The sequence below is a fragment of the Micromonospora sp. NBRC 101691 genome, from assembly GCF_030269285.1.
Classification (GTDB): Bacteria; Actinomycetota; Actinomycetes; order Mycobacteriales; family Micromonosporaceae; genus Micromonospora; species Micromonospora echinospora.
Window position 1 is genome coordinate 44376 of the sequence record NZ_BSTB01000006.1, and the last position, 23305, is coordinate 67680.

11 protein-coding genes and 1 pseudogene are annotated in these 23305 nt (G+C 74.2%); 9 read left to right on the forward strand and 3 right to left on the reverse strand.

Features of this window, described 5'->3' with window-relative positions; all coding sequences use genetic code 11:
* Positions 1-16 precede the first annotated feature (16 nt).
* The 4 genes and pseudogenes from QSK20_RS12170 to QSK20_RS12185 all read left to right on the forward strand — a co-directional run.
* Positions 17-5506 (forward strand): annotated as a pseudogene (locus QSK20_RS12170) (type I polyketide synthase); the annotation flags it as partial.
* Between the two features lie 97 nt (positions 5507-5603).
* Complete coding sequence (locus tag QSK20_RS12175) at positions 5604-6659, forward strand: ABC transporter ATP-binding protein (protein WP_285788708.1); 1056 nt, start codon at positions 5604-5606, stop codon at positions 6657-6659.
* Positions 6656-7501, forward strand: a complete 846-nt coding sequence (locus QSK20_RS12180; RefSeq protein WP_285788709.1) for an ABC transporter permease — start codon at positions 6656-6658, stop codon at positions 7499-7501. The genes QSK20_RS12175 and QSK20_RS12180 overlap by 4 nt, the downstream gene beginning before the upstream one ends.
* 9 nt (positions 7502-7510) lie before the next feature.
* Complete coding sequence (locus QSK20_RS12185) at positions 7511-8911, forward strand: glycosyltransferase (protein WP_285788710.1); 1401 nt, start codon at positions 7511-7513, stop codon at positions 8909-8911.
* Between the two features lie 116 nt (positions 8912-9027).
* On the opposite strand, the gene QSK20_RS12190 is transcribed toward QSK20_RS12185, so the two are convergent.
* Both QSK20_RS12190 and QSK20_RS12195 read right to left on the reverse strand, forming a co-directional pair.
* A complete protein-coding gene (locus QSK20_RS12190; protein WP_285788711.1) occupies positions 9028-11841 on the reverse strand; it encodes a helix-turn-helix transcriptional regulator in 2814 nt (937 codons plus the stop codon).
* A gap of 550 nt (positions 11842-12391) precedes the next feature.
* Positions 12392-15151 carry a helix-turn-helix transcriptional regulator gene (locus QSK20_RS12195; protein WP_285788712.1) on the reverse strand — a complete coding sequence of 920 codons (2760 nt, stop codon included), beginning with the start codon at positions 15149-15151 and terminating at the stop codon, positions 12392-12394.
* Between the two features lie 1543 nt (positions 15152-16694).
* Between QSK20_RS12195 and QSK20_RS12200 the strand changes: the two genes are divergently transcribed.
* Together QSK20_RS12200 and QSK20_RS12205 are read left to right on the forward strand one after the other, a co-directional pair.
* Positions 16695-18077, forward strand: a complete 1383-nt coding sequence (locus tag QSK20_RS12200) for an AMP-binding protein (RefSeq protein WP_285788713.1) — start codon at positions 16695-16697, stop codon at positions 18075-18077.
* A 147-nt stretch (positions 18078-18224) separates the two neighbouring features.
* Positions 18225-18884 carry a 4'-phosphopantetheinyl transferase family protein gene (locus QSK20_RS12205; RefSeq protein WP_285788714.1) on the forward strand — a complete coding sequence of 220 codons (660 nt, stop codon included), beginning with the start codon at positions 18225-18227 and terminating at the stop codon, positions 18882-18884.
* Positions 18885-18969: 85 nt separating this feature from the next.
* Here QSK20_RS12205 and QSK20_RS12210 read toward each other — a convergent pair whose 3' ends face one another.
* Complete coding sequence (locus QSK20_RS12210) at positions 18970-20409, reverse strand: acyl-CoA synthetase (protein ID WP_285788715.1); 1440 nt, start codon at positions 20407-20409, stop codon at positions 18970-18972.
* 218 nt (positions 20410-20627) lie between these two features.
* Here QSK20_RS12210 and QSK20_RS12215 point away from each other — a divergent pair, with 218 nt between their 5' ends.
* The 3 genes from QSK20_RS12215 (at position 20628) to QSK20_RS12225 (ending at position 23203) form a co-directional block, all read left to right on the forward strand.
* Positions 20628-21299, forward strand: a complete 672-nt coding sequence (locus tag QSK20_RS12215; RefSeq protein ID WP_502888890.1) for an HAD-IA family hydrolase — start codon at positions 20628-20630, stop codon at positions 21297-21299.
* Between the two features lie 228 nt (positions 21300-21527).
* Positions 21528-22469 carry an ABC transporter ATP-binding protein gene (locus QSK20_RS12220; protein ID WP_285788716.1) on the forward strand — a complete coding sequence of 314 codons (942 nt, stop codon included), beginning with the start codon at positions 21528-21530 and terminating at the stop codon, positions 22467-22469.
* A complete protein-coding gene (locus tag QSK20_RS12225) occupies positions 22466-23203 on the forward strand; it encodes an ABC transporter permease (RefSeq protein WP_285788717.1) in 738 nt (245 codons plus the stop codon). The genes QSK20_RS12220 and QSK20_RS12225 overlap by 4 nt, the downstream gene beginning before the upstream one ends.
* Positions 23204-23305: the final 102 nt, after the last annotated feature.

A 23305-nucleotide genomic window follows, 5' to 3' on the forward strand; every position in this document is an offset into this window, starting at 1 on the left:
CGGCAAGGAGGCCCCGATGAGCGTCTCACTGGACGAGGTGGTCAGCGCGCTGCGCGCGTCGCTGCTCGACAACCAGAAGCTCAAGCAGCAGAACCAGCAGCTCACCGCCACGCTCACCGAGCCGGTGGCGATCATCGGCATGAGCTGCCGGTTCCCCGGTGGGGTCCGGTCCCCGGAACAGTTGTGGGACCTGGTCACCGCCGGTACGGACGCGATGGCGCCGTTCCCCGCCGACCGGGGCTGGGACCTCGACGCGCTCTACGACACCGACCCGGACAGCCGGGGCACCTCCTACGTGCGGGACGGGGGGTTCCTGCACGACGCCGGGGACTTCGACCCCGCCTTCTTCGGCATCTCCCCGCGTGAGGCGCTCGCCATGGACCCGCAGCAGCGGCTGCTGCTGGAGACCGCCTGGGAGGCGTTCGAGCGGGCCGGCATCGACCCCACCACGCTGCGCGGCACACCCACCGGCGTGTACGCGGCCACCAGCAGCCAGGGCGACTACGCGGCCCTGCTCACCGGCGTCGGCGGCGGCGTCGAGGGCTACCTCGGCACCGGCAGCGCGGCCGCCGTCGCCAGCGGTCGGATCGCGTACGCCCTGGGGCTGGAGGGGCCGGCGGTCACCGTCGACACCGCCTGCTCGTCGTCCCTGGTCGCGCTCCACCTGGCCGCCCAGGCGCTGCGGCTGGGGGAGTGCACCCTCGCCCTCGCCGGGGGCGTGTCGGTGATGGCCACCCCGACGGTGTTCGTCGAGTTCTCCCGCCAGCGTGGTCTCTCCACCGACGGTCGGTGCAAGTCCTTCGCCGCCGCCGCCGACGGCACCGGCTGGTCCGAGGGGGTCGGCATGCTCCTCGTCGAGCGGCTCTCCGACGCCCGCCGCAACGGGCACCCGATCCTCGCCGTGGTGCGGGGCAGCGCGGTCAACCAGGACGGCGCGAGCAGTGGGCTGACCGCCCCGAACGGCCCCTCCCAGCGGCGGGTCATCGCCCGGGCCCTGGCCAACGCGCAGCTGACCGCCGACCAGGTCGACGTGGTCGAGGCGCACGGCACCGGCACCACCCTCGGCGACCCGATCGAGGCGCAGGCGTTGCTGGCCACCTACGGGCAGGGGCGGCCGGCGGACCGTCCGCTGTGGCTCGGGTCGGTGAAGTCGAACATCGGGCACACCCAGGCCGCGGCGGGCGTCGCCGGGGTGATCAAGATGGTGCTCGCGATGCGCCACGGCGTGCTCCCCGCCACCCTGCACGTCGACCGGCCCACCCCGCACGTCGACTGGTCCGCCGGCGCGGTCCGCCTGGCCACCGAACGGATGCCCTGGCCGGACGGCGACGGTCCGCGCCGGGCCGGGGTCTCCGCCTTCGGGGTCAGCGGCACCAACGCGCACGCCATCGTCGAGCAGGCCGCCCCGCAGGACACCGCCGGGGACGCCCCCGCCGGTCGCCCCGCCCCGCCCGCCCCGTGGCTGGTCACCGCCCGCTCCGCCCCAGCGCTGGCCGGGCAGGCCCGCAGGCTGCTGGAACACCTGGCCGCCCACCCCGGGCTGCGGCCGGGTGACGTGGCGTACTCGCTGGTCACCACCCGGGCGGCGATGCCGCACCGGGCCGTGGTGACCGGGGACGACTCCGACGCGCTCGTCGAGGGCCTGCGGGCGGTCGCCGAGGACCGCCCGGCCCCCGGGGTGCTGCGCGGCGTGGCCCGTCCGGCCGGCAAGCTCGCCGTCCTCTTCACCGGCCAGGGCGCCCAACGCGTGGGCATGGGCGCCGACCTGCACCGCCGGTTCCCCGCTTTCGCCGCCGCCTTCGACGAGGTCGCCGCCGAACTCGACCAGCACCTCAGTCACCCGTTACACGAAGTGGTGTTCGCCGCCCCGGACTCCCCGCAGGCCGCGCTGTTGGACCGCACCGAGTTCACCCAGCCGGCGCTGTTCGCCTACGAGGTGGCCGCGTACCGCCTGGTCACCTCCTGGGGGGTACGGCCGGCGCACCTGCTCGGCCACTCGGTCGGCGAACTCGCGGCGGCGCACGTGGCCGGGGTGCTGTCCCTGCCCGACGCGGCGGCCCTGGTCGCCGCGCGGGCCCGGCTGATGCAGGCGCTGCCCGCCGGTGGGGCGATGCTCGCCGTCCGGGCCACCGAGGCCGAGGTGGCCCCGCTGCTCGACCACCGGGTGGCCCTGGCCGCGGTGAACGGTCCCGCGTCGGTGGTCCTCTCCGGCGACGAGGACGCGGTGCTCGCCGCCGCCGAACGCCTCGCCGCCGAGGGCCGGCAGGTCCGCCGGCTGCGGGTCAGCCACGCGTTCCACTCCGCCCGGATGGACGCCATGCTGGACGACTTCCGGGTGGTCGCCGAGAAGGTCACCTGGCATCCGCCGACCGTGCCGCTGGTCTCCGACCGCACCGGCGAGGTGCTCACCGCCGCCCAGGCCACCGACCCCGGCTACTGGGTCGCGCACGTCCGGGACACCGTCCGGTTCCACCGGGGGGTCACCACCCTGGCCGGCGCGGGAACCGGGACGTTCCTGGAGATCGGCCCGGACGCCGCGCTCACCCCGATGGCCCGCGAGTGCCTGCCCGACCTGGAGCCGGCGGCGTTCGTGCCGCTGGCCCGCCGGGACGCCGCCGAGGTGTCCGGCCTGCTCGCCGCCGTCGCCGCGGTGGACCTGCGCGGCGGCGGGGTGCGGTGGGTCGAGCTCTTCGCCGGCACCGACGCCGTCCGGGTCGACCTGCCTACGTACGCCTTCCAGCACGAGCGGTACTGGCCGGACCCGATCACCCTCGACCTCGGCCCCCGGCCGGCGGACACCGGGGCGGACGGGGAGTTCTGGGCGGCCGCCGAGAGCGGGGACACCACCGCGCTGGCGGCCGTGCTCGGGATCGACACCGACCGGGGAGAGACGCTCCGGACGGTGCTGCCGGCCCTGGCCGAGTACCGGGACCGGCGTCGGCGCGGGTCCCGGGTGGACGCCCTGCGGTACCGCACCGGATGGGTGCCCGTCGAGCCGCCGGCCGGGCCGGTCCCGGCCGGGTCCTGCCTGGTGGTCGTGCCGGCCGGCGCGCCGATCGAACCGGTGCTGGCGGCGCTGCGCGCCGAGGGACTGTCCCCGGTGACCGTGCTGGTCCGCCCCGACGGTGACCCGGCCGACGCGGTACGGGCGGCGCTCGCCGCCGACACCGACGCCCCGGCACGGGTGCTCTCCCTGCTCGACGCGTTCGACGACCGTCCGGGCGTCGCCGTGCTGGCCGACACCGCCGGCCTGGTCCGCGTCCTCGCCGACGCCGGGACCGCCACCTCGCTGTGGTACGTCACCCGTGGCGCGGTCGCCGTCGCCGCCGACGATCCCGCGCCCCGCCCCGCCGGGGCCTCCGTCTGGGGACTGGGCCGGGTACTGGCGCTGGAGCAGCCGCGCCTCTGGGGTGGCCTGCTGGACCTGCCCGCCGCCCCGGACCGGGCGGACCTCGACGCGCTGGCCCGGGTCGTCGCCCGCGCCGGGGACGAGGACCAGGTCGCCGTCCGCTCCGGCGCGTTGCACGCCCGGCGGCTGGAGCGCGTCCCGGCCGGGCCGGCCACCACGGGTACGGCATGGCAACCCCGGGGGACGGTGCTGGTGCACGGCGGCGCGGCGGTGCGCGCTCCGCACGTGCTGCGCTGGCTGGCCGGGCGGGGCGCGACCCACCTGCTGCTGGCCGGGGTTCCGGTCCCGACCGAGCTGACCGCCGAACTGGTCGCCGACGGCGTCGAGATCACCACCGTCGCCGATCCCGCCGGGGTGGCGACGGCGCTGGACCGGTGCGACGCGGCGGGGACACCGGTACGCACCGTGCTGCACCTGGTCGACTCCACCGGGCCGGGTGTCCCGGTCGCCGCCGTCGAACCGGCCGACCTCGCCACCGAGGTCGGCACGGGGATCGCCGCCGTGGCCGACCTGGACGCCGTCTGCGCCGACCGCCCGGTCGACGAGTTCGTCGTCTTCGCCTCCACCGCCGCCACCTGGGGCGGAGGCGGTGCGGCCGTGGCCGCCGCCACCGGCGCCGCCCTGGAGGCGGTGGCCGCCGGTCGCCGGGCCGCCGGCCGACCGGCCACCGTGGTGGCCTGGACGCCCTGGGCCGACGAGGTCGCCGAGCCGGGCCCGCTGCGCCGGCGGGGCATCCTGCCGCTCGACCCGGAACTGGCCGCCGACGCCCTGGCCCGGGCGGTCGACGGACGCGACGACGCCGTCGCCGTGGCCGACGTCGACTGGTCCACGTTCGTGCCGGCCTTCACCGCCGTACGCCCCGCGCCGCTGCTGCGCGGCGTGCCCGAGGCGGCGGAGGTCGACGGCACGGGCGACCGGACCGGCGGGACGGTGAGCGACCCGGCCCGTGCCCTGCGGGACCGGCTGGCCGCCGCCCCGGCCGCCGACCGGCACCGCGTCCTGCTCGACCTGGTCCGGGCGCACGTCGCCACCGTGCTCGGGCACGCCTCGCCGGGGGCGATCGAGGCCGACCGGGACTTCCTCGAACTGGGCTTCGACTCGCTGACCGCGCTGGAGCTGCGGGACGCCCTGCGTCAGGACACCGGGGCGGAGCTCTCCGCCACCCTGCTCTTCGACCATCCCAGCCCGGCCGACCTGGCCCGGCACCTGCTCGGCCGGATCCTCGGCGACACGGCCGGGGACGCGCCGGCCGGGGGAGCCACCCCGGAGGGCGCGGGCGGGATCCTCGGCGGGCTGTTCCGCCAGCCGAAGGCGCGCGAGGACGCGGCCGGGTACGCCGAACTGCTGGTGAAGCTCGCCCAGTTCCGGCCCAGCTTCACCGAGCCGGGGCAGCTCACCCGTCCGGCCGGGATCCTGCGGCTCGCCGAGGGACCGGGCACCCCGGTGGTCTGCTGCTGCACGATGTCGTTGCTCTCCGGCGCCCACGAGTACGCCCGGTTCGCCGCCGGGCTGCGGGGCCGGCGGGACGTGTGGGCCCTGCCCAACCCGGGCTTCGGGGTCGGCGAGGAGCTTCCCGCCGACCTCGACGCACTGCTGCGGGTGCACGCCGACACCGTGCTGCGCACCGTTGGCGACGGCCGGTTCGTGCTGGCCGGGCACTCCGGTGGCGCGATGGTTGCCAATGTGCTCGCCCGGGAGTTGGAGCGCCAGGGTCGCCCACCGGCGGCGGTGGTGCTGATGGACACCTACCCGGCCGACAGCGAGGTCCTCGGCGGCTGGACGAACCAGCTGCTCGACGGGATGGTCGAGCGGGACAGCGCGTACACCCCGATGGACGACCACCGGGCGACCGCGTGGGCCGGCTACATCCCCCTGTTCTTCGACTGGCGGCCCGCTCCGATGGAGTCGGACACGCTGCTGGTCCGGGCCAGCGAGCCGCTGGGGGAGTGGTCCGGCGAACCGGACGGGTGGCGCTCCCGGTGGCCCTACCCGCACGAGGCGGTGGACGCGGCGGGTGACCACTTCACGATGGTCGGCGAGCGGGGTCCGGACCTCGGCGCGACCGTGCACGAATGGCTGACCGGGCGGGACCTCTGAGGCCGGCCGGGTGGCGTGCCCCTGGCATGCCCCTAACACCCCCTATCGGAGTGACGAACAACTGTCCCACCGGGACCCAGGACGGGAGCATGACGACGTGAACGACGCAGTGGTGGTCGAGGAGCTGGTCAAGAAGTACCGGCCCGACATGCCGCCGGCGGTGGACGGGCTGAGCTTCTCCGTCACCGAGGGCGAGGTCTTCGGTCTGCTCGGGCCCAACGGCGCCGGCAAGACCACGACGATCGGGGTGCTGACGACCCGGGTCCGGGCCACCTCCGGCCGGGCCGTGGTGGGCGGGGCGGACGTGCTGCGCGCACCGGCCGTGGCGCGGAAGCTGCTGGCGGTCGTCCCGCAGCGGGTGAACCTGGACCGGTCGCTCACCGTCCGGGAGAACCTGCTCTTCCACTCGGCGTACCACCGGATGCCCCGGTCGCAGCGACTCCGCCGCGCCGACGAGCTGTTGGAGCAGATGGGGCTCGCCGAGCACGCCAAGTCCCGGACCGACTTCCTCTCCGGTGGCCTGGCGCAGCGCACCATGATCGCACGCGCGCTCATGCACGAACCCCGGGTGCTCTTCCTCGACGAGCCCTCCGGCGGCCTCGACCCGCAGTCGCGGCTGTTCGTGCACGACCGGATCGCCGAGCTGAAGCGGGCCGGCGTGACGGTCGTGGTGACCACCCACGACATGGACGAGGCGGAGAAGCTCTGCGACCGGGTCGGCATCGTCGACCACGGCAAGCTGCTCACCCTCGGCACCCCGGCCGCGTTGACCCGGACCCTGCCGGGCAGCAGCACGCTGACCCTGGTGGTCGCCGCCGGCGCCCCCGCCGAGGAGGTGCAGGCCGCCCTGGACGCCATCCCGGACGTGGAACGGGTGGAGCGGCTGCGTCCCGGCGGTGGCCCCACCGCGCCGACCGCCCCCATGCCGATGATGCCGGGCATGCCGCCGATGCCGATGCCGGCTCCGGTGGCCACCACCGACCCGGACGCCTCACTGTCGTTCCGGCTCTACACCTCCGGGGCCCCGGCCAACGCCGTACCGATGGCGTTGAAGATCCTCACCGACCTGAACTGCGCGGTCAGTGACCTCAGCATCGGCCAGCCCAGCCTGGAGGACGTGTTCATCCACCTGACCGGAAGGGAACTTCGGTGAGCGTCACCGCCCCCGCCACACCGTCCGCGCCGACGTCGGGCGGGGCGGCGCCCCCGCCGGTGCGCTGGTCGGACCAGTTCGCCAGCTTCCGGGCGGTGCTCTGGCGCGACCTCTTCGTCACCAGCCGGGGCGAACTGGTCGGCTTCGTCGCCCAGGTCCTCATCCAGCCGCTGTTCATGCTGCTGATCTTCGGCAAGGTCCTCGGCGACCTCGGTTACGCCAACGACAACTTCGCCCAGGTGCTGCTGCCCGGCGTGATCGCGCTCAACGCGTTCCTGATCGGCCTGGAGAACACCGCCCTGCCCATGGTGATGGACTTCTCCTTCACCCGGGAGATCGAGGACCGGCTGCTGGCCCCGATGGCGATCCCGCTGGTGGCCATCGAGAAGATCGTCTTCGGCGCGATCCGGGGTCTGATCGCCGGCGTGCTGCTCATCCCGATCGGCATGCTGATGCTCGGCGTGAGCTGGCCGATGTCGACGGTCCTGCCGGTGCTCGGCGTGCTGGTGCTCGGTGCGCTGGTCGGCGCGGCGATGGGGCTGACCTTCGGCACCCTGGTCCCGCCGCACCTGATCCAGATCATGTTCACCGTGATCATGACGCCGCTGATGTTCACCGGCGCCACCCAGTTCCCGCTGCGCGGCCTGGACTCGATGCGCTGGTTCCAGGTGATCTGCTCGCTCAACCCGCTCACCTACGTCAGCGAGGCCACCCGGGCGATCGTCGGCCCGCCCGGGGTCCAGTCGGTGCCGCTCTGGCTGGACCTGCTGGTCCTGACCGGGGTGCTCGTGTTCTTCACCCTCGTCGGCATCCGGGGCTTCATGCGTCGGGCGATGGACTAGGGGGCGACGGTGACGACGTCCGACGACCTTCCGCTGCTGATCGTCAGTTCGGGCAGTGCCGGGCTGTTCAACCCGCTGCTCACCCTCGCCGGTGAGCTGAAGCGCCGGGGCGTCGGGCGGGTCTGGTTCGCCTGCACCGACGAGCGTCGGGCCGACATCGAGGCGCTGCCCGGTGACGGTGACGTGCGGTTCCTGTCGCTGGGGCCGGCCCGGCCGGAGATGCGCCCCGAGCACTGGGACGACGAGACCCACCGGCGGATGTCCACCGGGTCGCGGGCGGAGAACTTCGTCAGCTACGTCGACGCCACGACCGACCACGACCAGCTGCACCGGCTCTACGAGCGGTGCCTGGACCTGGTCGACGAGGTGGAACCGGCGCTGGCCGTGGTGGACTCGTTCGCCACCTACGGGATGGACGCGACGACCACCCGGGGCGTGCCGTTCGTCGTCAGCGTCTCGGTGCCGCCGTCGAACTTCCTCCAGGACAGCCTGCCGTCGGCGTATCCGACCCCGCTGTCCGGCCTGCCGCTGCACATGAACCCGAGCCAGCGGGCCGCGAACGACCGGCACCGGGCGGCGCTGCTGAGTGGCCTCACGGAGCCGGAACGGCTGGCCGGCAGCACCGCCGCCGCCGAGCGCCGGCGGGCCGCCGGGATCAGCAACGCCGAGCTGAGCCCCAGCCGGTACGCGGACGCGGCAGCGGCCCTGCTGGCGTACACGGTGTTCGGTCTGGAGTACCCGTTCGACACCGCCCCGGCGAACCTGCGCCTGGTCGGCTCGATGGTCCCGCCGGACGTCCCGGCGAGCCCCGAGGGCGCGGAGCTGCGCGGCTGGCTCGACGCCCACCCGTCGGTGGTCTACATCGGTTTCGGCACCATCATGCGGCCGTCGGCGGACCAGGTGGCCGCGCTGGTCGAGGTGGCCGCCCGGCTCGCGCCCGAACACCACGTGCTCTGGAAGCTGCCGGCACAGCGGCAACACCTTCTCCCGCCGGCCGGGGAACTGCCGGCCAACCTGCGCGTCGAGTCGTGGCTGCCGTCGCAGGTCGAGGTGCTGGCCCACCCGCACGTGCGGGTGTTCTTCAACCACGCCGCCGCCAACGCGATCCACGAGGCGGCCTGGTTCGGCGTGCCGCAACTGGTGATGCCGTTCTGGCTCGACTGCCACGACGGCGCGGTCCGGGTCGTCGACGCCGGGATCGGGCTCGCCGCCGAGATGGAGGAGCCGCTGGACGTCGAGGACATCGTCGCCAAGCTGCGCCGGCTGCTGGCCGACCCGGTCATCCGCGGCCGTGCCGAGCTGTGGCGCGGGCGGCTGCGGCAGGCGGGCGGCGTCACCGCCGCCGCCGACCTGGTGCTGCGGCTGCGGGACACGACGACCGACCGGACCCCCGCCCCGGTCGCGGGCTGACCGTTCGGCGGGGACCCCGGCGAGGACGGCTCCCGCCGGGACCGTGACCGCCACGACGGACTGTCGTACCACCGGGACGGGCGCGGGCGATCCTCTGCCCGCGCCCCGTCCCGGTGTCAGGTCGCCGCGCCCTGCACCTCCTCGACCAGCGGCTCCGCGTACGCGACGAGCCGGGCCGGCAGGTCGGTGCGGCGCTTGACGTCCAGCTTCCGGTAGACCCGGGTGAGATGCTGCTCCACCGTGCTCACCGTGATGAACAGCTTGCTGGAGATCTGCCGGTTGGTGTGCCCCTGCGCGGCGAGCGCGGCCACCCGCCGCTCGGCCTCGCTGAGCCCGTCCTCCGGCTCCGGCGTCTCAACCGGCGGGTACGCCGGCAACCCGCCCGGCTCGCGCCGGACCAGTCGTTGGGCCAGCACCGGCGCGCCGCAGTCCTGCGCGAGGTGGTACGCCCGGCGGACCAGCAGCCGGGCCTGGGCCCAGTCACCGGCGCGTTGCAGCGTCTGGCCGGTGTCGCCCAGCGCCCGCACCAGCTCCAGCCGGTCGCCGCTGTTCTGCAGCAGGTTGACCGCCTCGGAGAGCAGCTTGCGCCGGTGGTCCGGGGCGGCGGTGGAGGCGAGCAGCCGGAGCGTGCGGCCCCGGGTCCGGTCGTCCACGCCGTGCGGCACGCGTAGCTGCTCCTGGAGCAGTTGGGTGGCGTGCGCCTTGTTGCCGACGCTGAGCTGCACCCGGGCCAGCTCCAGCCGCCAGGGAACCAGGCCGGCGACGTCGATGCCCCAGGTGCGCATCAACTCCCCGCAGCGGCGCAGGTCGGCCGTTGCCGCGTGGGCGCGGCCCATCGCCAGGTGGTGCCGGCCCCGCGCCGCGAGGTAGTGCACGCCCAGCGGGGTCCGGAACGCGCCGGGCGGCACCGGCTGGGCCAGCCACTGGTCCGCCTCGCCGTGCCGGCCGGACTCCGTCGCGCAGGCGATCAGGGTGGCCAGCGGGCCGGCCACGGCCACCCCCCACGCCGCGACCGGCAGGTCCTCCAGGGCCGCCCGGGCGTGGTGCTCGGCGCCGGACAGGTCGCCCAGGCGCAGGGCAGCCTCGGCGCGCAGCGCGCGGATCACCGCCCGCCACACCGGGTTGTGCCGTACCACCGGGCGCTCCAGCAGCGCCGCGCTCCAGACCGCCACCCGGTCGGAGCGGCCCGACCAGAGCAGCGCCAGCAGCGGGGCGGTCAGCACCGGGAGGACGCCGTCGTCGGTGTGGTGCCGGTGCAGCAGTTGCTCGGCGGTGGCCACCGCGTCCTGCTCGGCGGCGGGCGTCAACGCCGAGCCGAGCACGGTCAGGGCGTGCAGCTGCAGGTAGCCGACGGCGGGCAGGACCGGCATCCGGCCCCCGGCGGCGACCGCCTCCCGGACCGCCGGCAGGTGGTCGGGGTGGGAGAGGGAGAGCAGCAGACGCATCGCCCGGAGCCGGCCGGCGTCGGTGGAGTGGGCCTGGTCGTCGTCCGTGGCGCAGCCGGCGATCGCCTCGCCGGCCTCCTCCGCCCGGCCCTGCCAGAGCAGGTACGGCACGGTGGACAGGGCCGTGTCGGCGGGCCACCCGGCGTTGCGGGCCGTCCGCACCAGCTGCGTGAGGTGCCCGTTGACGGTCAGCGGGTTGACCTGCCACCGGGCGTTGACCAGCATGGCCGTGGTGGTGACGCGCTGCTGGTCGTCCACGTCGGCCCGGCTGACCAGCCGCAGGCAGGCGGCGGCCTCGTCCGGGCGTCCGGAGGCCAGGGCGTGCGCGGCGGCGTCCTGGAGCACCGGCACGGTCCAGGCGGCGTCCGCCCAACCCGCGGCGACCAGGTGCTCGGCCACCGTGCGCGGGTCCACGCCGTGCTCGTGCAGCACCTCGGCGGTGCGCTGGTGCATCGCCCGGCGTTCCTCGGGGGACATGTCGGCCAGGATCGACCGGCGGATGCGCGGGTGACGCAGTTGGTCGCAGTTCATCAGGCCGGAGGTGCGCAGCACCCGGACGGTCGGCGCGACCGACTCGGGCACCATGTCGAGCAGGTGGCCCAGCAGCTCCGTCGACGCCGGCCGGCTGAGCACCGCCAGCGCCTGCGCGACCCGACGGACCCCCGGCTCGTGCCGGTAGAGGCAACCGAGCACCGCCTGGTCGAAGGCGGTGTCCGGGGCGGGGTCCTCGTCGGACTCCTCACGGAGCCGTTCGTCGATGAGCGCCCGGGTGAGCAGCGGGTTTCCGCCGGTGACGCTCAGGCAGCGTTCGGCGGTCTCCCGGGCGGCGGCCTCGGCGCCGCCGTCGACCAGCTGGGCGATCGCCTCGACGGTCAGCGGTGGCAGGTTGATCCGGGTGAAGTGCGGCTGGCTGAACAACTCGGCCCGGAAGTGCGGGTGCGGCGGACGGAGCATCCTGGCCTCGGTGAGCACCACGACGATCGGGGCGTGCCGCAGCCGGCGGGTGACGTAGAGCAGGCAGTGCAGGGTCGCCGGGTCGGCGTGGTGGACGTCGTCGACGGTCAGCACCAGTGGTCCGGGCCCGGCGAGGTCGAGCAGCGCGTTGAACAGGCCGTGCAGCACCGGCGCCCACGCCCGGTTGGCCGCCGAGGACTCGTCCGTCGTCTCCAGACTCGCCTCGAGCAGCGGAACGACCGACGGGGCCTCCCGCATCAGGGTCTCGACCTGGGCCGCCGTCTCCGGGGCCAGCCGTGCGCTGTGGAACAGTTGCCCCAGCACTCCCAGGTGGAGTCCGCGTTCCGCCCGGGAGCCGGCGGCGCTGAGCACCCGCCCTCCGGCGTCGGCCGCCCACTCGCCGAACGCCTCCAGCACACTCGTCTTGCCGCCGCCCACCGCGCCCGTCACGAGCGAGACATGCCCCCGCTGCTGCTTCTCGCACATCCGGAAGGCTTCCCGCAGCCGGGTGATCTGTTCATCTCGCTGCACCAGCACCGTTCGTGTCAGCCTCTCTCATTACGCGGTGCCGCGCGGGTCACGTCGACCGGCACCGCCCCTCCCGATGCCGACGAGGGGCCCCTTACCACCCGTACCCCGTGATTTCCGGGTAGGGGCGGAAGTGCACCGGGCCGCGCCGCCGGGTGGACCTGGATCCTGCCCTCCGGAAAACGCCGCCGACAGCGGACGGTGATCCGGTTGCAGGGAGTCTGGCATCGACGCAGATGTGCGACAACGGTGGCGAGACCCCACCGTTGGGTCGGTAAACCTGTGGTCCGAATGGGCCGTTAGGGGTTGCGCTGCTGGCCGTCAGGGGTAATGCGGGAAGCCGGATGAACATCCGGCGACGCCGGGATGGACGGGCAGGGCGGCGCTATGGGCGGCCGGCGCGAACGTTACGGACGGTCAACGCGGCGGCACGGACATCAAATGGTAGCCGTACTACTCATGGTCCCACCACCCCTTTGTGGCGTGCGACTCGCGCGAACGGGTGCGACCGCCGACGCCGGACGGGGTCGACGGTCGTTCGTTCGGGGGAGGGTCAGCGGTCGAGCCGGAGGCGGGCGGCCAGTTCGCTGCGGGAGGTGACATCGAGCTTGCGGTAGATGCGGGTCAGCCGCTGTTCGATGGCGCTGACCGTGAGGAACATCTTCTCGGCTATCTCGCGGTTGGTATGCCCCTGCGCGGCCAGCGTGGCCACCCGGGACTCGGTGTCGTTGAGCCCGGTGAGCAGCACGATCGCCTCGTCGCCGGGGTCGGTGGCGCCGTTGCGGTGGGCACGCGACGTGGGACGCAGGACCGGAATGCCGCACTCGTCGGCGACCTCCCGGGCACGCCGGGACACGTCACGCGCCTGTCGCAGGTCGCCGGCCTGCTGGTACGCGTGACCGAGGTCGGTGAGCGCGTGCGCCAGCTCCACCCGGTCGCCGGACTGCCGTAGCAGCCGTACGGCGCTGCGCAGGTGTCCGATGCGGTCGTTGCCCTCCTCGACGGTGGCGAGCACCCGCAGCGCCGCCCCCCGGTGTCGGACCTGGTCCGGACGCAGTCGGTCCAGTTCCTCCCGCACGAGCTTCTCGGCCTGCTGACGGCGGCCCATGTGCCGCAGCGCGCGGGCCGCCTCGGTCCGCCAGGGCACCAGGGACGACAGGTCCAGCCGCCACGACGTCATCAGCTGACCGCAGAGCTGGAAGTCGGCCAGCGCGACCTCGGGACTGCCGGTGGCCAGCGCGTGCAGTCCGCGGGCGTGCAGGTAGTGCAGGCCGAACGGGGTCTCGAAGAGGGCCGGCGGCACCGGTGTCCGCAGGCAGGCGGCGGCCTCGTCCCATTCCTGGAGGCAGGTCAGCGCCCGCAGCCGAACGGCGAGCGGCATGCCGATCATGACGCCCCACCCCTTCGGGGAGAGCCGGCTCAGAGCCACCTCGGCCAGTTCCCGCGCCCGGACCAGGTCGCCGCGGCGACCGGCCACCGCGGCGGCGAGGGCGGCGAGCAGCGCACGCGGGGTGCGATGCCGGCCGGTGGCCCCGTGGTCCAGCCGTTCGCACCACTCACCGGCGAGGTCGAGCCGGTCGGCGTAGATCAGCGCGATCACCGCGCAGACGGCGTTCCAGATGCTCGTCTCGTCGTCCAGTCGGAGCGTGGCGAGGACGTGGTCGGCATCCTCGGCCGCGCTGGCATCCCCACGTTCCAGCACCGCGCCGAGCAGGGCGACACCCCGGAGCTGACCCTTGACCCGGGCGAGGGTCAGTGGATCCCGGCCCGCCGGGCGGGCCGGGGGACCGTCGACCGGAGTTCCCGGGTAGAGGGTGGTCAGCCAGCTCCTCATCACGATCAGGTCGGTGGCGGACTGGGGGTCGTGCCGGTCGGCGCGTTCCTCGAGGTGCCGGACGAGTTCGCGGGCCCGGTCGGTCTGCCCGTGCCAGAGCAGGTACTGGATGGGCCCGGCGGCCTGTCGGCTGCTGAGATGCCCGGCCCGGACGGCGGTCGCGACGCCGAGCAGGTGCGGGACCGCGGCCTGCGGATCGAGCCGCCACTCCGCGCGGGCGAGGGCGGACCGGACACGCGCCCGCAGGCAGTCGTCGGTGGTGTCCCGGTTGGCCCGGCGCAGGTACTGTCGCGCCGCGTCGGCGTCACCGTCGGTCAGGGCCTGTTCTCCGGCGTCCAGCAGCACCTGGACCATCCAGGTCTCGTCGAGTTCGTCGGTCTTGAGCAGGTGCGGGGCGATCCGCGCGGGGGGCGCGCCGTCGTCGTGCAACAGGCAGGCGGTGGCCCGCTGCAACCGGCCGTGTTCCTCCACGGTCATGCTGTCCAGCACCGCCCGGACGACGGCCGGATGCCGGAGTCCCTCCTCGGTGACCAGGCCCGCGCTGGTCGACGCGTCGACCGCACGGACGTCCATGCCGCCGGGGAGGTCGAGGAGCAGGGGAACCAGCGGGCTGTCCCCCGGCCCACCGGTCACCGCGAGCACCCGGGCGGCCTTCAGGACGAGGTGCTCGCACCGGTAGAGGCAGCTCAACACGGCCTCGCGGAAGGCCTCCCCGGTCACCGGCCGGTCGCCGGGCGCGCCGGTGAGGTGGTCGTCGGCCAGGGCGTGCAGCAGCAGGGGGTTGCCCCCGCTGATCCGGTGCGCCTCGTCGGTGATGCGGCGGGCCACCGGAACACCGAGCCGGTCGGCCAGGAGGCGGTAGGTCCCGTCGGGGGAGAGCAGGGGCAGCCGTACCCGGTGCGCCCGCGCCGGCTGCATCAGTTCGGCGTGGATGGTGGGATGCCACGGCCGGGTGCGGTGCGCCTCGGTGAGGACGATCAGCACGGCCAGGCCGGTCCCGCGTCGCGCCAGGTAGGCCAGGCAGCGCAGGGACGGAGCGTCGGCGTGGTGCACGTCGTCGACCGCGACGACCAGGGGACCCTGTGCGGCGATCGCCACCAGCTCACCGCCGATCGCGGCGGTGAGCGGAGCGAGGGCCTCGTCGTCGTGCGTCTCCGACCAGTCGAGGGCGCCCCGGTCGAGCAGGCGCCCGAGCCGGTCGCGGGTGGGGTCGGTAAGGGGGGCCCGGCGGACGAGCTGGCGGACGATCTCCAGGGGTACGGTGCGCTCGCTGCGGGAGGCGCTCGCGCCCAGGAAACTGACACCGGCCTCGGCGCACCGTCGGGCGAACGCCTGCAACAGGCTGGTCTTACCGGTCCCGACCGGTCCGGTCACCACCGTCACCGGAGCTGACGTGACGGACGGGTTGTCGGCGCGCAGGAGGTCGTTGAGCCGGTGCGTCAGGATGTCGAGCTGCCGGTCCCGCTCGGTCAGCGTCATCGGGCGGGTCCCGTGGCGGGCACGGTGACCGAGGTCGCCTGGTTGTCCATCCGCTGTGGTCTCCCATGTCACTCAACGAAGTCAGAGACCCACAAATCCTTGACCAATTCTGCTGCGAAGGCCGATGACGTTCGTGCGGCCCACGCCGGAGCATTCCCTAATTCGGGAGCTGCTCCAAGTGCCCCCGGCTATCGATCTCAGTGCATGGTGTGGAGTATGGCAGTCCAGCAATTGAGCGGCAAGTCGGACGATGTAAAGGATAGACAAACCTGGTCTGTCGCGCCACTGGCCGTGCGGGGTGACACCCGGTTGGCAGCGTAACGTCATAGTGGCGATTCGGAGCGTGACATCGAGCATCCTCGTCTGCCTGGTCGGGGCGGTTTGGCGGCTGTCCACCAATGTGTTTTCAGGGTACCGGCAATGCGTTTCGCGAACGGCTATGCCATGCCTCGGAGCGCCGGGAGCGCTACCGGTCGGCAACCGCCCCCGTCGGGGTGCGCGTCCCGGACCGGCGGGCGTCGGTGGGCGTGCCGGTACGCGCGCTCCGTGGGGCCGGGGTTGCCGGACGTGAGGGTGTTGGCTGGTGCGGGGAGGGGTGGGAAGCTGCCCGGCCCTCCCGGTGTCGCTGCGGTGCGCCGTTGTCACCGACGGTCCCGTGGCGCTCACCGAGCGGGGCGGGTGGCCTGCCGGGTCGTCCGACCGCGGGAGGGTGGTGACCATCCTCGCTCCGTGCGCCCTGCCCGGGTCGCTCCGGATCCGCCCCGCCGCTGTTGCCGGGGTCCGGTGTGCGGTATTGTTTCGGCGCGTCGATTCCGAGCCGAATTCGCGTTCCGATATCCGCCCTCCACGATCCTCGGGCGAACCGTTCACGAACCGGATCGGCATTATGGTTGCCAAACCGTAATCAATGCCGATCGCACGGGTCCGGCAACCGGATTGTCGGATCGGCGGCGACGGCCGCGGCGTGCCATTGTTTCCGCCCGGACTGTCCGAACCGTCGCTTCCCCTTCCGGGTAAACCAGGAACCTATTGGTGGAAATAGGCGCACATCCGTATGATTATCCGCCCGCGGCGACTTGCCCCCTCGCCTGCGAAGGGAGGCGCCGGCCAGCGCCGGACCGTCGGCCCACCGCCCCGTCGTCGACCGGTGCGCCGCCGTGTCGCTGGCCGGGCGTCCGGCCTGCCGGGAGGCGTTCCGACGCCGGTCAGGAACGTCCTCCCCGCACGTCCCGCCGGTCGCTGCCGGCATGCCGTCGGACGACAGCCGCTGCCGGGGGAGCGGGCCGACCTGGTCACGGACCGCGTCGGCGCCGGACGCGGACGGACCGGGCACCGCTCGCCCACCCCGAACCGGAGGTGCGACCGCTGACGAGGCTAGGGGTTGTCGGCGACCCGGACGCAGCCTAATTTCGGGGCATCCGCTCCGATCGGGAGACGACCGGCCACCACGAGACCCCGCACACCCGGAGTACGAAGGGTTCCCTGGCGCGATGCTCCAGCCACTGCCGAGACTCGTCGACGCCGCCGACAGGGGTTAATCCGGATGACTCTGTTGCCGGCGCTCCACGGGTCCGGCGTCGACCGGGCGGACGCGCTTCGGGTCGCCGGCAGAACCCTCTCCAGCGAGCACCTCCAGGGCTGCGCCAACGCCGTCGCCGACCGGATCCGGGGCGCCCGGGCGGTGGCGGTCGAGGCCACGCCGAGCATCGAGGCGCTGGTCGGCATGGTGGGAGCCCTCCAGGCGGGGGTGCCGCTGGTGCCGGTGCCGCCGCTGGCCCCGGTCGAGGAGCGCCGACGCATCCTGCGCGAGTCGGGCGCGAGCCTGTGCCTCGGTGCCGCCGTCGACGGCACGACCCTACCCGTGATCCCCGTCGACCTGCGACAACGCTCCTGGACCACCCAGCCCGAGGCGGACCCGACCGCCGACGCGGTCATCCTGTACACCGGCGGAGCCGGCGGAACGTCACGCGGCGTCCGGATCTCCCGTCGGGCGATCGCGACCGGACTGGACCTGCTCGCCGACGCGTGGCGGTGGAACGCCGAGGACGTCCTCGTCCAGCGGGCGCCGCTCTTCCGGGCCTACGGCCTCGTCGCCGGCCTGCTCGGCGCACTGCGGGTGGGCGGCCGCTTCGTCCACCTTGACCGGTTCCCGGCCACCGGTCCGGTCGGCACCATCCACCTCGCCGCACCCCACCAGTGGGCCCGGATCGCCCGGGACCTCCCGGCCGCCCGGGCCCTGGCCGGGGCGCGGATCCTCGTCTCCGGCGACGCGCCGCTGGCACCGGCGGTGAACGAGCGGATCCGGCTGCTCACCTCGCACAACCTGATCCAGGGCTACGGCACCACCGAGACGCTCATCGCGGTGACCGGCCGCGCGGGAGCGCGGGGTACCCCCGGCACGGCCGGGACCCCCCTGCCCGGCGTGCAGACCCGCCTGCTCGGCCGGGACGGGCGGCCGGTGCCCACCGACGGCGAGTCCGTCGGCGAACTGAGCATCCGGGGGCCGACGCTGTTCAGCGGATACCTCGGCCAACCGGACCAGACGACCCCCGGCGAGGGGTGGCACGACACCGGCGACCTGGCCACCGTCACGCCGGACGGCTGCCACCGGATCATCGGTCGACGCCGGGCCGACGTGGTGCACTGCCGCGACCGGCCGGTGCCCGCGCGTCAGGTCGAGGAGGTCCTGCTCACCCATCCCGGGGTCCACGACGCCGCCGTGGTGGGCATGCCCCACCGTGCCCTCGGTGAGATGATCGTGGCGTACGTCGTGGCGGCGGACGGACTCACCGCGCAGATGCTCATCGACCACGTCGGACGGATGCTGTCGGCCGCGCACCGGCCCCGCCGCGTGCACTTCGTCGCCGAACTGCCCCGCAGCGCCCAGGGCCGGGTCAGGAAGTCGCTGCTGATCGCCCCGGGATGAGTTCCCGGCGCACCCACGCCGACCCGGCCGTCCGGCCGCCGGTGCGGCGCGCGATCCCACGCCACCCGTAGCCGACCCCTACGGCACCTGACGTACCCATCGCTTCCGGGGTCGGCGCCGGACGGCGCGGCGCCTAGCATGCCGGATGTGATCGAGCGGATCCTTCCCCCGGCCGTCGTGGTGGTCGAGTCCTTCACCGACCCCGCCGACCTGACCCTCCACCCCGACGAGGAGCCGCTGGTCGCGAACGCGGTGGAGAAACGTCGCCGGGAGTTCACCACGGTGCGGGACTGTGCCCGCCGCGCGATGGCCCGGATGGGTCTTCCGCCGGTGGCGATCATCTCCGGCGCGCGGGGCGCTCCCGTCTGGCCGACCGGAGTGGTGGGCAGCATGACCCACTGCGACGGCTACCGGGGGGCGGCACTCGCGCCCGCGACGTCGGTCGCCTCCGTGGGGGTCGACGCCGAACCGCACGCGGCGCTGCCCGACGGGGTGCTCGACGCGATCGCGCTGCCCGCCGAGCGGACCCGCACGGCCGCCCTGCGCGCCACCCACCCGACGGTGTGCTGGGACCGGCTGCTCTTCAGCGCCAAGGAGTCGGTCTACAAGGCCTGGTTCCCGCTCACCGGCCGCTGGCTGGACTTCTCCGAGGCCGACATCGTGGTCGAGCCGGACGGGACGTTCGCCGCCCGGCTGCTCGTGCCCGGCCCGGTGCTGGGCGGTACGGAGGTGACCACCTTCCCCGGCCGGTTCCTCGTCGACGGTGGACTGGTCCTCACCGCCGTCACGCTCCCGCCGGCCGCCTGACGACACCCGTCCGCCGCTCGGCCGGGGTGGTTGCAGGGGGCCCTTCCTCATCACCAGGTGGTAGCAGGGGACCCCTGCTACCACCTCAGCCGCCCGCCCCACGACCGTCCGGCGGGGGCCAGGGCTCGGTCAGCAGGTTCTTCTGCACCTTGCCCATCGCGTTGCGCGGGAGGTCGTCGACCAGGCGCACCTGCCGGGGCCGCTTGTGCACCGACAGGTCCCGGGCCACGAACTCGATCAGCTCGTCCTCCCGCACCCCGTCGCCCACCACGAAGGCGGTCACCTGCTGCCCCAGGTCCGGGTGGGGGGTGCCCACCACCGCGACCTCCCGGACACCGGGGTGGGCCAGGAGCGCGTCCTCCACCTCACCGGCGCCGATCCGGTAACCGCCGCTCTTGATCAGGTCGGTGGCGGCCCGGCCGACGATCCGGTGCCAGCCGTCCGGCCCGATCGTGGCCACGTCGCCGGTACGGAACCAGCCGTCCGGCGTACGGCTCGCCGCGTCGGCGTCCGGCCGGTGCAGGTACCCGTCGAAGAGGGTGGCCCCCCGGACCTGGAGTTCGCCCATCGCCACCCCGTCGGTAGGCACGGCGCCGCCCGACTCGTCCACCACGCGGGTGTGCACACCCGGCAACGGCAGCCCCACGGTGCCGGCCCGGCGCGGTCCGTCCGCCCGGGCGCTGACCGTGATCAGGGTCTCGGTCATGCCGTACCGCTCGACGACCCGGTGACCGGTCAGCGCGGCGAGGCCCCCGAAGACGCTCTCCGGCAGCGCGGCGCTGCCCGACACCAGCAGCCGCGCCGGGCGCAACGCCCGGGCCGCCGCCGGCTCCGCCGCGATCCGGGACCAGATGGTGGGTACGCCGAAGTAGAGCGAGCCGGCCGCCGCCGCGTACCGCTCGGGGCGGGGACGGCCGACGTGGTGCAGCCGGCTGCCCAGCCGGAGCGGGCCCAGCACACCGAGCACGAGACCGTGCACGTGGAACAGCGGCAGGCCGTGCACAACCCGGTCGTCCGGCGTCCAGGCCCAGGCGGCGGCGAGCCCGTCGAGGCAGGCGGCGACGGCCTGCCGGGAGAGCACCACGCCCTTGGGCGCGCCCGTGGTGCCGCTGGTGTAGAGGATCAGCGCGGTGTCCTCCGGCGCCGGCTCCGGGTGCCGGGTCTCCGAACGACGTCCGAGGTCGACCGGCACGGCCGGGGGACCGGACGCGTCCGCCGGAGCCGCGCCGACCGGCCCGAGCAGGACCTCGGCCGCCGAGTCCCGCAGGATGTGGTCGCGTTCCCGGGGCCCGGCGTCCGGCGGCACCGGCACCACCGCCGCGCCGGCCAGCAACCCGCCCACCACGGCGACCACGGTCTCCAGGCTCGGGGTGGCCGTCACCGCCACCCGCCGCACGCCGCGCAGGTCGTCGGCGACCGCCGCGGCCTGTCGGCGCAGGTCTACCCAGGACACCGAGCGGTCGTCGACGCGGACCGCGTCCGGCCGCTCGTCGGTGGACTCGGACAGCCAGCTCAGCAGCGGCACGTTGGCGCTCCTTCTGCGCGGTCCACCCGGCGGCGTGCCGCCGGTCGGCGGGGGAACGGACCCCGGTACGGTCGGTGGGCGGCCGGGACGCCCCTACGCGCGCCCGACCGGACGTCTGCGACCGTAGTCGGACCCGCACGGGGCCGGCCACCCCTACCGGGCGTCGTGGCGGGGCCGTGGTGAGGGAGGTGGCACCGGTGTCCGGAACCGGAGACCCGGTGGGAGCCGGCGTGGCGGGAGACACCCTCGTTCCCGGTGGGGTGCGCGCGGTCGTGCTCGACCTCGACGGTGTGCTCGTCGACAGTCTCGCGGTGGCCCGCACCGCGTTCACCCTCGCCTACCGGGAGGTGGTCGGCGAGGGTGTCGTCCCGGTCGACGAGTACTGCCGGCATCCGGGTCGCTACCTGCCGGAGGTGCTGCGGCTGATGGGTCTGCCGGCGGCGATGGTGGAGCCCTTCGTGCGCGAGAGCAACCGCCTGGCGCACCTGGTCACGCCGGTGCCCGGCGGGCCGGAGCTCCTCGCCGAGCTGCGCGCTCGCGGCATCGGGCTGGCCGTGGCGACCGGCCGCAGCGGGGAACGGGCCCGGCTCGTCCTGGACCGGGTCGGACTGCTGCCCCTGCTCGACCACGTGGTCGGCGCCGACGAGGTGCCCCGGCCCAAGCCCGCCCCGGACATCGTCCGCCGGGCCCTGGAACTGCTGGACGTGCCACCCGGACGCGCGCTGATGGTCGGCGACGCGCCGGCCGACCTGGTCAGCGCGCGCAGCGCCGGGGTGGTGGCGGTGGCCGCCCTGTGGGGCGAGTCGGACGCGGAGACCCTGCGGGCCGCCGCCCCGGACGTCACGCTGACCCGGATCGGGGAGTTGGCGCCTCTCTGCCTCGGCGGCTGACCGCGAGGACGGACACTCTGCGTGAACCCGTGGAACCCCTGACGGGCCGGTGGTTAACGGGTCTACACCCCCAATTCATCGCCTGACGGGTTGATCAACGCCTGGGTTACCCGGATGATGGGCGGCGTCGACCCCGAGGGGTCGACTTCGGATCGTTTCCACTCACCGACGCCGCGACATCCCGAGGGTCCCGCCCTCACGACGGCAGCCGCACGTGACGGAGGACCCATGCCGGTCATCGAAGTCGAGCACCTGCACAAACGATACGGCGACAAGGTCGCGGTCGAGGACGTCTCCTTCACGGTGGAGCAGGGCGAGATCTTCGGAGTGCTCGGCCCGAACGGCGCCGGGAAGACCACCACCGTCGAGTGCGTGCAGGGGCTGCGCCGCGCCGACGGCGGGCAGGTCCGCGTGCTCGGTCTCGACCCGGTGCGGGACCGCACGGAGGTGCGCCAGCGGGTCGGTGCCCAGTTGCAGGAGAGCCAGCTCCCCGACAAGCTGCGTGTGCGTGAGGCGCTGGACCTGTACCGGTCGTTCTACCGCAACAAGGCCGACATCGACGAACTCCTGGCGGACCTGGGCCTGACCAGTCAGCGCGACACCGCCTTCCACAAACTCTCCGGCGGCCAGAAGCAGCGGCTGTCGGTGGCCCTCGCGCTGGTCGGCCAGCCGGAGATCGCGATCCTGGACGAGCTGACCACCGGGCTGGACCCGCAGGGCCGGCGGGACACCTGGGACCTGGTCGACCGGATCCGGGACCGGGGTGTGACGGTCGTGCTGGTCACGCACTTCATGGAGGAGGCGGAGCGGCTCTGCGACCGGCTCGCCGTGATCGACGCGGGTCGGGTCGTCGCCATCGACACCCCGTCCGGTCTGCTCGCCCGCGTCGGCTCGGCCCACCAGGTGCACTTCCGTCCCCTAGACCCGCTCGACGAGGCCGTGCTCGACGCGTTGCCGGAGGTGACCGGTGTGCGTCGCAACGGCGACGAGGTGACCGTGACCGGCCCCGAAGGCGTGGCCCAGGCGGTGCTCTCGGCGCTGGCCGACCGGAAGGTCCGGTACGGCGGCCTCCGCGTGGAGCAGCCCACCCTGGACGACGCCTTCGTCTCCCTGACCGGTCGGTCCGCCCAGACCGGTACCCCCCGGACGATCGACGAGAGGTCATCGTGAACGCCCTGTCCAAGCTCGTCGCGGTCGAGGCCAAGCTGTTCCTGCGCGAGCCGGTGTCGTTGTTCTTCGTCTTCGCCCTGCCGCTGGGCTTGATGCTCGTGTTCGGGCTGCCCTCGCGCGGCTCGACCGAGGGCGGCACCGGTCAGCACGGCGAGCTGACCTTCCTGCCGGCCCTCGCGCTCTCCCTGACCATCGGGATGCTCGCCCTGTTCACCCTGCCGATGGCGCTGGGTATCTACCGGGAGCGACGGGTGCTGCGGCGGCTCGCCACCACGCCGGTCAACCCGGCCCTGCTGCTCGTCGCGCAGGTGGTGGTCAACCTGGCGATGGGCGTCGCCGGTGCGGTGGTGACCGCGATCGGCGTCCGGTTCCTGCTGGACCAGCCGGCACCGGCCAACGTGCCGGGCTTCGTCCTCGCCTTCCTGCTCGGGGTGGCCTGCCTGTTCGGGTTGGGTCTGCTCATCGCCGCGCTCGCCCCGTCGGCCCGCTCGGCCCAGTCCATCGGCCCGACGCTCTTCTTCCCGTTGCTCTTCCTCGCCGGGGCCTGGCTGCCGCGTGACCAGATGCCGACCGTGCTGGCGAAGATCGGCGACTACTCGCCGCTGGGGGCCACCGTGGACACCGTCGCCGCGGCGTGGGCGGGAGACGCTCCGGCCGTACCGCAGCTGGTGGCCCTGGCGGTGACCGCCGTGCTCGGTTGCCTGCTGGCGGTCCGCTTCTTCCGCTGGGAGTGAGGCGGTTCGGCGCCGAGCCCGTCGCCGTGGTGGAACCCACGCTAGGGGGCGACTAAGGGTTCTTGCCAAGTGTGACCTGGATTACGTTCGTGACGGACGAGG